Below are 13,890 nucleotides of genomic sequence, written 5' to 3' on the forward strand. Positions count from 1 at the left end.
GAGATCGAAAAATGCTCAGGTTCCTCGGCAGGATTGAGGAGATTTTCTGTGCGGCCGCTCTGCTGACAACGGCTCTTGTGCTGTTCGTCAACGTGGTGCTGCGCTATGTTTTCAGCGCCAGCACGAGCTGGGCCGAAGAGCTGATCCGCTATCTGATGATCTGGATCACTTTTATCGGCGGCAGCGTCTGCGTGCGGCGGGGGGCGCATATCCGCATGGACTTTCTGCTCGGCGTGCTGCCCGAAAAAATGGCCGGCGCGCTGACGCGTCTGGTCTATCTGATCGCGGCGGGATTCTGCGCGACGCTGTTCCGGTACAGCTATCAGCTGGTGCGGTTCACCGTGGAACTCGAGCAGACTTCGCCGGCGATGGGAATCCCCATGTGGATCCCTTATCTGGCGATGCCTTTGGGATCGGCGCTGATGGCGCTGCGTTTCGTTCAGGCCGCTTTCGGGAAGGAGGGCGCCTAGATGACGGTCTTTCTGATGTGCGCGCTGCTGGCGCTGCTGTTCGGCAGCGTGCCGATCTTCGTCGCTCTGGCGGCGGCCGTGCTGGTTTCGATGCTGCTCTTCACGGGACTCGATCCGATGGTGCTGGCGCAGCGCATGTTTGGCGGACTCGACAAGTTTTCGCTGATGTCGATGCCGTTTTTCATCTTCGCCGCCAATCTGATGGACACGGGCGGACTCTCCAAGCGTATCCTCAAGTGGACGCGCAGCCTCGTGGGGGCGCGCAAGGGCGGACTGGCCTACACGACGCAGTGCACCTGCATGATCTTCGGCGCGCTCTGCGGCTCCAGCCCGGCGACGGTGGTCGCCATGGGGCGCGTGCTCTATCCCGAGCTGATCGAAAGCGGCTATCCCGAGGATTTCTCCGCCGGTCTGATCGCGTCGTCGGGATCGGTGGCGCTGATCATCCCGCCCAGCGTGACGCTGATCATGTACGCGGCTGCCACGGGCGTGTCGGTGGGCTCGCTGTTCATGTCGGGCGTCAGCGCCGGGATCGTCTACGGGCTGGCGACGGTCGTCTACATCTGGTACTTCGCGCGCCATCACGATCTCAAGGTCTCGGCGCCCTCCAGCCGCGGCGAGATCGTCCGCAACACGCTGGAAGCCGGCTGGTCGCTGATGGTGCCGGTGATCATCCTCGGCGGCATTTACTGCGGCGTGTTCACGCCCACCGAGGCGGCGGGGATCTCCGCCGTTTACGCGCTGTTCGTCGGCGTGGCGGTCTACCGCGAGATCACCTGGGCGAAACTGTTCGACGTGTGTCTGCGTTCGGCCGTGACCTGCGCGCAAGTGATGATCCTCGTCGCCGCGGCCACGAGCTTCGCCTGGTTCCTCACCGTGGCGCGCATCCCGCAGATGGTCACGGCGGCGATCATCGAAAACATCAAAACGCCCTGGGCGTTCATCGCCATGGTCAACGTCATTCTGCTGATCGTGGGCATGTTCATGGAAGGTATCGCCGCCATCGTCATCCTCGCGCCGCTGTTCTTCCCGATCGCCCAGCAGATGGGCATCGACCCGCTGCATCTGGGCATCATCATGGTCTCCAACCTGGCGCTGGGCAACTTCACTCCGCCGTTCGGACTGAACCTGTTCGTGGCCGCGGGCGTGACCGGGTTGCCGATGTCGAAGATCATCGGCGCGGTGACGAAGTTCATCATCGTCTCGATCGTCGGCCTGCTGGTGATCTCCTACGTGCCGGCGCTTTCAACCTTCCTGCCGGCGCTGGTGTACGGCCGTTAGGGAGCGCGGGGAATGTCGGGTTTCGAGCGCGTCCGCGAACTGGTCGCGGCGATCTCGCAGACCGGGCGCGGCGAGCGGGGCGTTTCCCGCCTCGCTCTGACCGAGGCGGACCGTCAGGCGCGCGAGATCGTGATCGAAGAGATGAAATCGCTCGGCATGTCGGTGACGACCGACGCCTGCTGCAATCTGTGGGGACGTTTCGAGGGAAGCGCGGACCAGCCGGGCGTGGTGATCGGCTCGCATCTGGATTCTGTGCCCGAGGGCGGGTGCTACGACGGCGTGCTCGGCGTGGCCTGCGGGCTGGGCGCGGCGCGCGACCTCCTTGCCGAAAATCCGCATCCGCGGCGTTCGCTGTCGGTGGTGGTCTTCACCGCGGAGGAATCGAGCCGCTTTTCGCTGGCGACGATCGGCAGCAAAGCGGCGACGGGCAATCTGTCGCTGATGGACACGCTGCGCTTCAAGGACAAACAGGGCGTGACGCTGCTCGATGCGCTGCGCGATTTCGGCGGGCGGCCCGAGCGGATCCCGCGCGACTGCCTGGCGCCGGCGTCGTATCACTCTTATTTCGAACTGCACATCGAACAGGGGCCGGTGCTCGACTGGAACGGCGAGGACGTGGGCATCGTCGAGGCGATCGCCGCGCCGACGCGTTTCATGCTCGAAGTGATCGGCGAACAGGCCCATTCCGGCGCTTGTCCGATGAACCTGCGCCACGACGCCATGGCCGCGGCGGCGGAGATAATCCTCGCCGCGGAGCGCGCCGGACGTGAGGAAAGCGAGTTCGGCACGGTCGCCACCGTGGGCGTGTGCGAGTGTTACCCCGGGGCCATGAACGTGGTGCCGGGGCGAGTCGTGTTGAAAGTGGACGTGCGCGGCATCGTCGAAAAAAGCATCCGCCGCGCCTGCGACGAGATCAAGGCGCGCGTCGGAAGCGTCTGCGCCGAACGCGGCGTGAGGGCGAACTTCACGCTCTACTCGGCCGACAAGCCCGTCGCCATGGACGGCCTGTTGGCGCGCCGCCTCGAAAACGTCTGCAAAGACTTGCAGGTCAAATACCGGCACATGCCCAGCGGCGCGGGACACGACGCCATGTACATGGCCACGTTGATCCCTTCGGCGCTGATTTTCGTGCCGTGCAAGGACGGCGTCAGCCACAACCCGGCCGAAACGGTGGACTGGCGGCGCGTGCGTCCCGGCTATGAAGTGCTGCTCCAGGCGGTGAAAGACATCGTTCGGTAACTTTTTTACGAAGACTCCGGAATCCCACGGATATTTTTATAAGGAGGCTGTTCATGAAACCGATCCTGTTTCAAAAAGCGCGCCTGATCGACCCCGATCTGAAAATGGACATGCGGGGCGATCTGCTGGTCGAAAACGGCGTCGTTTCCGCCCTCGGCCCCGAGCTGCTGCCGACTGCGGACGCCGAAAAGATCGACTGCGGCGGCGCAGTCCTGGCCCCAGGACTGGTCGATCTGCACGTGCATTTCCGCGATCCCGGCCAGACCGAAAAGGAAACGTTGGAGACGGGCTGCGCCGCCGCGGCCAACGGCGGTTTCACGACCGTGGTGACGATGGCCAACACCAAGCCGGCCGTCGATTCGCCCGAGCTGATCCGCAGCTGCATCGAGCGCAACCGGACCATGGACTGCCGCATCTATCCGGGGGGCGCGGTCACCAAGGGGCTGGGCGGCAAAGAACTGACCGACTTCGAAGCGTTGAAGGAAGCCGGCGCGGTCTGCCTGACCGACGACGGCCTCACCGTCGGCAGCGGGCCGCTGTTTTACGAAGCCATGGAAAAAGCGGCCGCCGTCGGCCTGCCCGTGAGCGTTCACTGCGAGGCTCCCGGCTTCGAAGGCGACCGCTCCATGAACCGCGGCGAGATCTCCAAAAAACTGGGGCTCGCCGGCGCGCCGGCGCTGGCCGAGGAGCTGATGATCATGCGCGACGTGTTCTTCGCCGAGAAGACGGGCGCGCATGTGCACGCGCAGCATGTCAGTTCGCGCCGCGGCGTCGAGATCATCGCGGCGGCGAAAGCCCGCGGCGTCGCCGTTACCGGCGAGGCCACGCCGCATCACATGTTCCTCGACGAAACGGCGATTCTCGAATGCGGCGCCAACGCCAAGATGAGCCCGCCGCTGCGCACGGCCGACGACGCGGCGGCGATCCGCGAGGCGCTGATGAGCGGCGTGCTCGACGTGGTCGCCACCGATCACGCGCCGCACACGCCGGCCGAAAAAGCCCTCGGCATCGCCAAGGCCCCCAACGGCATCATCGGTCTGGAAACGTCGCTGGGGCTGTGCCTCGACGGATTGTGCCGCGAGCGCGGATTTTCGCTTTCCTCGCTGGTGGAGCGCATGAGCTCCGCGCCGCGGCGGATCTTCAAGCTGCCGCCCGTTCGTCTTCAGCCCGGTTCGCCGGCCGATCTGACGCTGTTCGATCCCGAACGCCGCTGGCGCGTGGACGCGGCGAAGTTCAAATCGAAGTCGCGCAACTGTCCGTTCAACGGCTGGACGCTGAGCGGCACGGTCCTGATGACCGTGTTGGGCGGGCGGATCGTCTGCGATCGAAGAACTTTCGTGCAATCGGTTGTATAAAACGGTCCGTTGCGATACAATAAATCCGTCGATCGCGCGGCCGTTTGCGCCGCGCGCTGGGGGATGAAAGCGCGCCGCGCAAGCGGCCGCGCGGAGAGCGCCAACGAGAGGGGAGTTTGGATTGATTCGCGATTACGATTCGCGGCTGCTCGAAAAGGAACGGGTCTCGCCGGACATCTGGCATTTGACGTTCGCGTGTCCAGAGATTGCCGAAAACGCGCGGCCGGGGAATTTCGTGCTGCTCAAAACGTCGGCCGCCACGGCGCCGCTGCTGCGCCGGCCGCTCGGCATCCTCGATGCCGACCCCGCAAAGGGGACGATCGAGACGCTTTTCCGCGTCGTTGGGCAGGGCACGGCTCTGCTGGCTGCCGCCGAACCTGGCGCGTCGCTTTCCGTGCGCGGGCCCGTAGGCGGGCAGTTCGCCCCGTTCCGGCACGAAAAAGTCTGGGGCGTGGCCGGCACGCTGGGCATCGCGCCGCTGCTGTTCCTGCGCCGCGAGCTGAACGGTTTCGACCGTCTGTTCCTCGGCGTCGGCAACGCCTCGTGGCGGAGCTTCGCCGACTGGGTACGCGCCCGCGCGCCGGAGATGGTTTTGTACAGCGACGACGGTTCGATCGGACGCAGGGGATTTTCCATCGCCGGACTGGAAGGGCAGGATCTGAGCGACGTGTCGCTGGCCTGCTGCGGCCCCAATCCGATGATGAAAGCGCTGTACGAACGGTACGGCGCGCAGTGCGACGACATCCAGGTCAGCCTCGAGCGCCGCATGGGCTGCGGCATGGGCGGCTGCTTCGGCTGCGTGGTCGACACCACGACGGGACGGCGGCGCGTCTGCATCGACGGCCCCGTGTTCCAGGCCAGGGAGGTGAAATGGGATGAGCTGCATCTCTGATCCGCTCGCGCTCGACGTCGGCGGCATGAAGCTGAAAGTCCCCGTCGTGATCGCGTCGGGCACGTGGGCTTACGAAGCCGGAATGTGGGCGGACGACCTGACGCGCCACGTCGGCGCGATCTGTTCCAAAGCCATCACCAAGGATCCCTGCCCTGGCAATCCCGGCTGCCGCATCTGGGAGACGCCCTCGGGCGTTCTCAACAGCATCGGATTGCAGAACGAGGGCATCGACCGCTTCATCGACTGCCGTCTGCCCGACCTGAAAAAACGCGGCGTGCCCGTGATGCTCAACGTCTGTATGCAGAGCGCGGAAGATCTGGCTTACATGATGGACCGCATCGCCGAAGCCGGGGACATGGTCGACGGCGTGGAACTGAACGTTTCCTGCCCCAACACCGATCACGGCTGCATGAGCTGGGGCGTCGACCCGGCGCTGACGGCGCAGGCCACGGAGATGGCGCGCCGGCGCTGGGACGGCCCGTTGTGGGTGAAGCTGACGCCGCAGGCGCCCGACATTCCCGCGGTGGCGAAGGCCGCCGAGTCGGCCGGAGCCAGCGCGGTCGTGGCCGCCAACACCTGGCTGGGCATGGCGATCGACACGCTGCGCGGGGTGCCGGTTTTCAGCCGCCGCGTGGCGGGACTTTCCGGCCCGGCCGTTTTTCCGCTGGCGCTGCGCGTCGTCTGGGACGCGGCCGGCGCCGTGAAAATTCCAGTGATCGGCTGCGGCGGCGTGGACGGCCCCGATTCGGCGCTGGCCATGATCATGGCCGGAGCCAGCGCCGTGGAAGTCGGAGCGGCGCTGTTCGGCGATTTCAAAGTGCTTGAAAACGTCCACGAGGGATTGCTCTCCGCCGTGGAGCGCTGGAACGTCGCTTCCCTGGCCGAACTGATCGGCCGCGCCCGCCGCGCGTGAGCACGCGAAAATTTTGTCAAAAAAACGGGATCGATCCTATCAACGTGAGGAGTGCTTTTATGACCGAACACACATCTTTGCCGCTGTTTGCGGCGCTCGACCTCGACACGCTGCGCGAGGCGCGCCGCACAATGGACGCCCTTTCGGGAATCGTGGACGCCATCAAGATCGGCCCGCGCCTCTACGCTCAGGGCGGCGCGCCGTTTCTGAAGGAGATCGTCGACCACGGTTTCAAACTGTTTCTCGACCTGAAGCTGCACGACATCCCCAACACCGTGCGCCTGGCCGTGGAGACGCTGGGCGACCTCGGCATCTTCTGTCTGACGCTGCAGGCCGCGGGCGGCCGCCGCATGATGGAAGAATCTGTCGCCGCCCGCGATCGGCTCGGCTCGACCATGAAGCTGCTCGGCATCACCGTGCTGACCAGCTTCGACGAAAAAAGCTGGGACGAAGTCGCCCCCGGCTGCCCGATGGACGCGGCCATCAAAAAGCGCGCCTGGCTGTGCGGAGACTGCGGCATGGACGGGCTGGTGTGCTCGCCGCTCGATCTGACCGAGGTGCGCGCCGTGACGCCGCCGACGCTGCTCAAGGTCGTGCCCGGCGTGCGCCTCGTCGCCGGCGGCGACGACCAGAGCCGCGTCGCCACGCCCGCCGACGCGTTCCGCAACGGCGCCGATTACATCGTCATGGGGCGTCCCATCTACAAAGCGCCCGACGTTCGCAAGGCGGTCGAAGAGATCGCCCGATCCATCGAGGAGGGATTGGCATGTCGGAAGTGATGACGAATTCTCAGGTGCAGGAAAAACTGAAAGAGATGCTCGTCGAGAGCAAAGCGTGGCTTGAGGGGCATTTCAAGCTCACCTCGGGGCGGCACAGCGGCAACTACATGCAGTGCGCCATGCTGCTGCGCTTTCCCAAATACGCGGCGTTCGCCGGCGGCGAGATCGCCAAACGGATCGCCGCGTTCAGGCCCGACTTCATCGTCTCGCCGGCGCTGGGGGGGCTGATCATCGGACATGAGGTGGCGCGCGCGCTGGATATTCCATTTTTGTTCTGCGAACGTGAGGAAGGCAAAATGAAGCTGCGCCGCTTCCCGATGCCGGTCGGCAAACGTTTCGTCGCCGTCGAGGATGTCGTCACCACGGGCGGCTCCGTCAAGGAGACCGCCGAGCACATGATCGCCGGCGGCTGCGTCTGGGCCGGTTCTGCCTGCATCGTCGACCGCTCCGGCGGCGCGCAGCAGCTCGGGCCCGAGCTCGTTTCGCTCTTCAAGGTCTCTTTCCCCACCTGGGAAGCCGACGACTGCCCGCTGTGCCGCGAACTGGGCACGCCTCCCGTCAAGCCCGGCAGCCGGCCCAGCGCGAAGTAGAAAAACGATCCTTTTACGACGGGAGGCGATGCGGCGTTGAAACTGAAAGAAAAAGCCGTCGTGATGACGGCCGAAGACATGGAGCGCGCCCTGCGCCGCATGGGCAACGAGATCGTCGAACGCAACCGCGGCGCCGACGACCTCGTCATCATCGGCATCCAGCGCCGCGGCGTCTATCTGGCCGGAAGGCTGCGCGAGTTCCTGCGCGTCGCCGAAGGCGTCAAGCTGCCGCTGGGCGAGCTGGACATCACGCTGTACCGTGACGACATCACGCTGCTCAGCGACCAGCCCGTCGTTCACAGCACGTCCATTCCCGTCGATGTTAACGGCCGCCGCATCATCCTCGTCGACGACGTGCTGTACACGGGACGCACGATCCGCGCCGCGCTGGAAGCCATCGGCGACATTGGCCGCCCCGCCTGCGTGCAGCTGCTGATCCTCATTGACCGCGGCCACCGCGAGCTGCCGATTCAGCCTGACTATCTCGGCAAGGCCGTGCCCACCTCGTCGCAGGAGATCGTGGACGTGCGCGTCAAAGAGCTGGACGGCGAGGATGTTGCCGTGATCTGCGCCAAAGCCTAGCCATGCGCCGGTTCCGAATCGTCCTCTGCGGCGCGGCGCTACTGCTGGGCGCGCTGTCGGCCGCCGCCGCGGAAAAAATGCGCGTGCTGGCGCTCGACCCGATGACCGAACTGCTGCTTCAATTTATCGGCGGCCCTTATGTGAGCACCGCATCCGGCGCGAGCTGGGACGACAACGGCCGCCTGCGCGTCAGCCGCGCCGCCGTCATGGGCAGCGCGAACGCGGCGCTGCCGCTTTACGCGCTCGATCCGGCGCAGTATCGCGAGTTCATGACGGCCGGCCGCCGCGGCAAGAATCTGACCGCCGCCGAGCAAGACCGCGCCAATCTGCATTATCTTTACCCCGACGGCGTGAAACGCGGCGACGTCGACGCCTTTTACGGCGATCCTGCCAACATGCCGTTTACCGCGCAGCAGGTCGCGAACGCCCTCAGCGAACTCGTCCCCGCGCGCTATGCCTACTTCCAGCGCCGTCTCGGCGAGTTCAACGCGCGCCTCCGCTCCGTGCTGATCACCGGACGCCGTCTCATGACAGGCACGAAGGTGCTCTGCCTGAGCGAACGATACCGTCTCTTCTTCGCTGCTTTCGGCTGCGCCGTCAGCGTTCCGACCGAGGAGGAAATGCGGCGCATCCGCCAGATCGGCCAGGCTTCCAATCCGAAATACATCGAAAACCTCGTCGCTGGTCTGGCCGCCGGGCGTCTCGTCGTCGTCGCTTATGATGTCGATCCCAAGCTCCGCCGTGCCTTGGTCGCCCATCTCGGAGCCGTTTACATCGCGCCGCCGAAGAACGAGGACATCCTGTTTTTCATGCACCGCGTTCTCCTCGACGTCGGTTCCCGGCTCAGCCGCCGTTGAACGAAGAGGCAGGACAAAGGCCGCCGCGGAGACACGGAGAAAAAGCGAAGAGAAAAATGGAGCCACCGCTTTGCGGCGAAAATCGAAAACCGCGAGGGCGGATGACCGATTCAAATCCGGTCATCCGCCCTCGCGGTTTTTGATGTCTTCTTTCTCCGTTTTTGCGCCGTGTCTCCGCGGCAGCCTTTGTTCGTAGCGTCAGACGCAGACGATGCGCCCCGTGCCGGGTTTGAAGCGGCCGATCACGCCGGCGCGGTCGAAACCGTGCCGTTTGGCGAGCGCCGCGACTTCTTCGGCGTCTTCCGGCGGGCAGGCCATCATCAGGCCGCCGGAAGTCTGCGGGTCGAAGAGGAAGTCGCGGCGTGTGCGCGATACTTTTTCGAGACGGTCGATCTGCGGCGCGTAGAGCTTTTCGTTGCGGTAGCCTCCGGCGGGAAACAATCCCATCTGGGCGAGGTTGGCCGCGCCGTCGAGCAGCGGCAGAGCCTCGACGCTCAGTTCGAGGTCGACGCGGTGGTCGGAAACCATGTCGAGCGCGTGTCCGGCCAAGCCGAAGCCGGTGACGTCCGTGGCGGCGTGGACGCGGCGGCGCTGCTCGGCCGTCATGCGGCGGGGCAGGTCGTTGAGCGCCGTCATCCAGCGCACGGCCTCCGCCGCCTGCGCGGGATCGGCCATTTCCGCCTTGATGGCGGTGGCCATGATGCCCGTGCCGAGCGGCTTGGTGAGCACGAGCGCGTCGCCGGGATGCGCGCCGGTGGTGCGCCACATGGCGTCGCGCTCGACTTCGCCGAAGACGCAGAGCCCGTACTTGGGCTCCTGATCTTCGACGCTGTGCCCGCCCATGAGAAAAGCGCCGCTTTCGGACACTTTCGAAGCGCCGCCTTCCATGAGGCGCTTGAGCATGTCCAGCGGCAGGCAGTTGAGCGGGAAGGCGACGATGTTGAGCGCCACGAGCGGCGAGCCGCCCATGGCGAACACGTCGCTGATCGAATTGGCGGCGGCGATCTGCCCCCACACGTAAGGATCGTCGACGACCGGGGTGATGAAATCGAGCGTGAGGATGCCGACGCGCTCTTCGGTGATCTTCCACAGCGCCGCGTCCTCGCCCCCCTCCCAGTCGGTGAGGATACGGCCGTCGTGGGGACGGGGGAGATCCGCCAAAACTTTCGCCAGGTCCTCCGGACCTATTTTGGCGGCTCAGCCGCTGCTGTGGGAAAGTTGGGTCAGTCGTTGGTCAAGGCTCATTTTCGTTTCGCTCCTGTCGTAAAACTTCTTTAATAACCATTATACCGCAGCGGCGTCAAAAAGTCGCCCAATGGCTCAGCGGCGGAAGAAAAGGTTGGCGAGGACGGTAAGGATAACGCTGACGACGATCGAACTGGCAAACGGAAAATGAATCGACCAGTTCTTGCCCTGCCAGGCAAAGTCACCAGGCAGGCGGCCGAAGGGCAGAAAGCGCCCGCCGAAGTGGACGACGGCCCCGACGGCGAACAGCGTGAGACCGATGATCATGATGGTTTTGCCGATGTCGTGAACCATGATTTCATTCCTTTCCGTGGAGTCCCCGTTTTCGATTGACCGGGATCATTGGAAGTGCCGCGTTTCGAAGCGGGCAGGTCCGCCGGGGCGGAACGGCCTCGACGAGCCGGCGGAGGCGAAAGGATCTTCGTCGTTTTATTTATATCATGTCGGCGCGAAAGGGCAAGCGCCGCGGCGAAGAGATACGTAAAAAATGCGGACAAAAGAGAGGCAACGGATTCTGCATCGAGGCGCAGGATGCTATAATAAAATGACAAATCTGTTTTTCGGGAGGAATGAAACCGATGGCATTGATGCCGATCACCACGGTCATGGAGGAACTGCAGGCGCTGAAGGCCGAGCTGCAGGAAAGCCTTTGACCTGCCTGCGATAAGGAAGAACTGTGAGGAGCTGCGCGCGCAGGCGTCCGCGCCCGATTTCTGGTCGGGGGCCGACGCGCAGAAAATTTCGGCCCAGCTGTCGCGGCACGAGGCCGATCTGACCCGTTGGGACAAGATCGAACGGGAGTTTGCCGATCTGCAGACGATCGCCGAGCTGCTGGACGACGGCGAAGACGCCGAACTGACGAGCGAGTTCGGCGAACGCAGCGCGGCGTTCCGCCGCGAGATCGAAGACGAGCAGATGGCGCTGCTGCTGTCGGGGCCGTACGACCATTGCAGCGCTATTTTAAGCGTGCACGCCGGTTCGGGCGGGCTGGATTCGCAGGACTGGGCGGAAATGCTGTACCGCATGTACCTGCGCTGGTGCGAGGAACGTCGTTTCAAGACGAAGCTGCTCGATTACCAGCACGACGAAGAAGCCGGCATCAAGAGCGCGACGCTGCTGATCCAGGGCGAGACGGCCTACGGTTATCTGCGCTCCGAGATCGGCGTGCACCGCCTCGTGCGTATCTCGCCCTTCGACACCAACAAAAGGCGGCACACGAGCTTTGCGTCGGTGGACGTGTCGCCGCAGCTGCCCGACGACGTGGACGTGGAGATCGCGCCGGAAGACCTGCGCATCGACACGTACCGTTCCAGCGGCGCGGGCGGCCAGCACGTCAACATGACGGATTCGGCGGTGCGCATCACGCATCTGCCCACGGGCATCGTGGTCAGCTGCCAGAACGAGCGCAGCCAGCACATGAACAAGGCCACGGCCCTGTCGGTGCTGAAGTCGAAACTTTACCAGCGGGAGCTCGAGCAGCGGCAGGCGGAGATGAGCGCGCTCGCCGGCGAAAAGAAAGAGAGCACGTGGGGCAGCCAGATCCGGTCGTATGTGCTCCAGCCCTACACGCTGGTCAAGGATCACCGCACCGGCGAAGAGACGGGCAACGTCGGCGGCGTGCTCGACGGTGGGCTCGATCCTTTTATTTTGGCCTATCTGAGGTGGGCGCGATGAAACGATTTTGGGCGGTTGTGGGCGCGGCGCTGGCGCTGTGCGTTCCGGCTGCGGCGGAGCCTTTTGCGCCGACGGAGCCGGTCATGCCGCTGGCGCAGGTGCGGGCGGGCATGAAAGGGTACGCGAAAACGGTCTTCTCCGGCAGCAGGATCAAATCGTTCCCGGTCGAAGTGCTGGGAGTCGTCAGCAAGAAAGACCGCCCCTCGAAGCTGATCCTGATCCGCGCCTCCGGTCCGGACATCGACAGGGCCGGCGGCATGGCTTCGGGCATGAGCGGTTCGCCGGTGTACGTGAACGGGCGGCTGATCGGCGCGTTTTCCTTCGGCTGGGATTTCGGCGATCCGAAGATGGGGTTGGTGACGCCGATCGAACAGATGATGGAGCTTTTCGATTATCCGAGCCGCGCTCAAAAGCTTGCGAGCGTGCGCCCGCTGCTCTCGAAAAAGAAGGATACCGAGCTGGAACGGCGGTTCAGCGAACTGTACGACCAGTACGCGCGGAACGCCGCGAAGAAAGCGGACGGCGTTTTGGCGCCGACGCCGGCGCATCGGGCGGCGAAGGAAAAGTCGGTTCCCGATTTCGAGTTCTCGCTGCCGCAGGATATCGCCGCCGCGGAAGCCGAAGAACTGACCCATAAGGAGCCGGCGGTCGCCGAGACCACGGCGAAAATGTACGCGACGGCGGATGGACTCAGCCGCCGCGCGCTGAAGAAACTCGGCGATCGGCTCGGCATGCGCGTGGTCGAGGGCGGTTCGGGCGACAATACGGCGGTGTCGGAAAAGGCCAAGCCGCTCAAGCCGGGCGACGCCGTTTCGGCGATGCTGGCCTGGGGCGACGTGGCGCTCGACGTCAGCGGCACGCTGACGGCCGTGGATCGCGACGGACGCTTCATCGCTTTCGGCCACAGTTTCAAGAACTGGGGGGCCGTGGCCTATCCGTTGGCGAAAAGCGAAGTCTACGGTGTCATCGGCAGCTACGAGTCGCCGTTCAAGCTGACCGCGTCGCAGCGCCTCGTCGGCACGGTGACGCAGGATCGGCCGGAGGGCATCGCCGGCTGGCTGGGCCGCTTCCCGCCGGCGGTCTCGGTGCGGGTGGAAATCGAAGATCTCGACAGCCGCCGTACGGTGGTGCGCCGTTTTCAGATGATCAACGACGAGCACGCCGTGGCCTCGCTCTTGCCGGAGCTGCTTGCGGGACTGGCGGACCGCGAGCTGGCGCGCGAATCGGGCGGCACCGTGCGTTATGACGTCACTGTCACGGGCGACGGCATGCCCGACGACTGGAACGTGAACGACGTGGTGATCGCCGACGAGGACGTGATGAGCGACGCCGTGTCGCCGATTGCGGCGCTCGTGGCGAACGTGGTCGGCAATCCCTATCGGAACGTCAGCCCCGTGGGGCTGAAGATCAAGCTGTCGGCTTCGTCGCAGATCCGCAAGCTGATCATCGAGAGTCTCAGCGTTGACCGCAGCGAAGCGGCTCCGGGCGACACGGTGACGGTGACGGCGACGCTGCGCCCGTGGCGCCATCAGCCGGTGATCCGCAGCTTCACGCTGAAGGTCCCCGAGGATGCGGCGGGCGGCTACACGGTTACGCTGCGGCAAGGGAATCCCGCGCCGACGGACGATTCGAACGACGAGCCAACGGTGACCGATCGCCGTCTGTCGTCGCTCGAGCAGCTGCTGTACGAACTGCAGACGCGCGAACGGAGCTGCGAGGTGATCGTGGAACTGCTCAGCCAGGACGACTCGGGGACGCGCAGCGAATTCCCCGGCGAAGTCCGCCGCCGCAAAATGCGCGAAGGCTCGATGCGGATCTTCCGCTCCGACTACGTGGTCGAAGGCAGCCTGCAGGTGCCGCTGACCGTGCTCGAACCGAAAAAGAAACGTTCGTGAGCGGCGGAGAACGACGGCCGCCACGGGGAAGCGGAGAACCCGAAGATCGATCACGAAGGGACCGGAAAAATTCCCATGAACGTAATGCAGAAAGCCTGCCGATCAAACGATCGGCGGG

The 13,890-nt window shown here is 64.8% G+C and carries 15 protein-coding genes; 12 read left to right on the forward strand and 3 right to left on the reverse strand.

All coding sequences use genetic code 11. The features are described from left to right. Window positions 1–11: 11 nt before the first annotated feature. The 10 genes from D7D26_RS02175 to D7D26_RS02220 all read left to right on the forward strand — a co-directional run bounded on the left by D7D26_RS02175 (window position 12) and on the right by D7D26_RS02220 (window position 8,958). Window positions 12–470, forward strand: coding sequence for a TRAP transporter small permease (locus D7D26_RS02175; protein WP_078015664.1), 459 nt, complete (start codon window positions 12–14; stop codon window positions 468–470). After that, on the forward strand, window positions 471–1,751 hold the full coding sequence (locus D7D26_RS02180; RefSeq protein ID WP_120371846.1) for a TRAP transporter large permease: 1,281 nt from the start codon (window positions 471–473) through the stop codon (window positions 1,749–1,751). A 12-nt stretch (window positions 1,752–1,763) separates the two neighbouring features. Continuing rightward, a complete protein-coding gene (locus D7D26_RS02185) occupies window positions 1,764–2,990 on the forward strand; it encodes a Zn-dependent hydrolase (RefSeq protein WP_120371847.1) in 1,227 nt (408 codons plus the stop codon). 53 nt (window positions 2,991–3,043) lie between these two features. Further along, entirely contained in the window at window positions 3,044–4,345 is a 1,302-nt protein-coding gene (locus D7D26_RS02190) for a dihydroorotase (RefSeq protein ID WP_120371848.1), read from the forward strand. A 121-nt stretch (window positions 4,346–4,466) separates the two neighbouring features. Beyond that, entirely contained in the window at window positions 4,467–5,237 is a 771-nt protein-coding gene (locus D7D26_RS02195; RefSeq protein WP_078015660.1) for an iron-sulfur cluster-binding protein, read from the forward strand. After that, complete coding sequence (locus D7D26_RS02200; protein ID WP_120371849.1) at window positions 5,221–6,150, forward strand: dihydroorotate dehydrogenase; 930 nt, start codon at window positions 5,221–5,223, stop codon at window positions 6,148–6,150. Before D7D26_RS02195 ends, D7D26_RS02200 begins: the two co-directional genes overlap by 17 nt. Window positions 6,151–6,209: 59 nt before the next feature. Continuing rightward, window positions 6,210–6,929 (forward strand): orotidine-5'-phosphate decarboxylase, encoded by a 720-nt coding sequence (pyrF, locus tag D7D26_RS02205; RefSeq protein WP_120371850.1) that lies wholly within the window; start codon window positions 6,210–6,212, stop codon window positions 6,927–6,929. Beyond that, entirely contained in the window at window positions 6,917–7,519 is a 603-nt protein-coding gene (gene pyrE, locus D7D26_RS02210) for an orotate phosphoribosyltransferase (protein WP_233543430.1), read from the forward strand. Before pyrF ends, pyrE begins: the two co-directional genes overlap by 13 nt. A 36-nt stretch (window positions 7,520–7,555) precedes the next feature. Beyond that, window positions 7,556–8,101 carry a bifunctional pyr operon transcriptional regulator/uracil phosphoribosyltransferase PyrR gene (gene pyrR, locus D7D26_RS02215; RefSeq protein WP_120371851.1) on the forward strand — a complete coding sequence of 182 codons (546 nt, stop codon included), beginning with the start codon at window positions 7,556–7,558 and terminating at the stop codon, window positions 8,099–8,101. 2 nt (window positions 8,102–8,103) lie between these two features. Next, on the forward strand, window positions 8,104–8,958 hold the full coding sequence (locus D7D26_RS02220) for a hypothetical protein (RefSeq protein WP_120371852.1): 855 nt from the start codon (window positions 8,104–8,106) through the stop codon (window positions 8,956–8,958). 198 nt (window positions 8,959–9,156) lie between these two features. Here the strand turns inward: D7D26_RS02220 and selD are convergent, their stop codons facing one another. From selD to D7D26_RS12240, 3 genes are all read right to left on the reverse strand, one after another. Then, window positions 9,157–10,203, reverse strand: a complete 1,047-nt coding sequence (gene selD / locus D7D26_RS02225; RefSeq protein WP_147413031.1) for a selenide, water dikinase SelD — start codon at window positions 10,201–10,203, stop codon at window positions 9,157–9,159. 75 nt (window positions 10,204–10,278) lie between these two features. After that, complete coding sequence (locus D7D26_RS02230; protein ID WP_120371854.1) at window positions 10,279–10,497, reverse strand: DUF2905 domain-containing protein; 219 nt, start codon at window positions 10,495–10,497, stop codon at window positions 10,279–10,281. Between the two features lie 139 nt (window positions 10,498–10,636). Next, a complete protein-coding gene (locus D7D26_RS12240; protein ID WP_158606234.1) occupies window positions 10,637–10,810 on the reverse strand; it encodes a hypothetical protein in 174 nt (57 codons plus the stop codon). On the opposite strand from D7D26_RS12240, the gene prfB reads away from it, so the two are divergent. Both prfB and D7D26_RS02240 read left to right on the forward strand, forming a co-directional pair. Next, window positions 10,782–11,877 (forward strand): peptide chain release factor 2 gene (gene prfB / locus D7D26_RS02235; RefSeq protein ID WP_199674652.1). Its coding sequence is split into 2 segments (ribosomal slippage): window positions 10,782–10,853 and window positions 10,855–11,877, totalling 1,095 coding nucleotides; the frame shifts between segments, so codons are not numbered across the junction. The two genes, D7D26_RS12240 and prfB, sit on opposite strands and share 29 nt — an antisense overlap. Further along, on the forward strand, window positions 11,874–13,772 hold the full coding sequence (locus D7D26_RS02240; protein WP_120371856.1) for a SpoIVB peptidase S55 domain-containing protein: 1,899 nt from the start codon (window positions 11,874–11,876) through the stop codon (window positions 13,770–13,772). The genes prfB and D7D26_RS02240 overlap by 4 nt, the downstream gene beginning before the upstream one ends. Window positions 13,773–13,890 lie beyond the last annotated feature (118 nt).

Origin of the sequence: Pyramidobacter sp. CG50-2, assembly GCF_003612005.1 — a bacterium.
Classification (GTDB): Bacteria; Synergistota; Synergistia; order Synergistales; family Dethiosulfovibrionaceae; genus Pyramidobacter.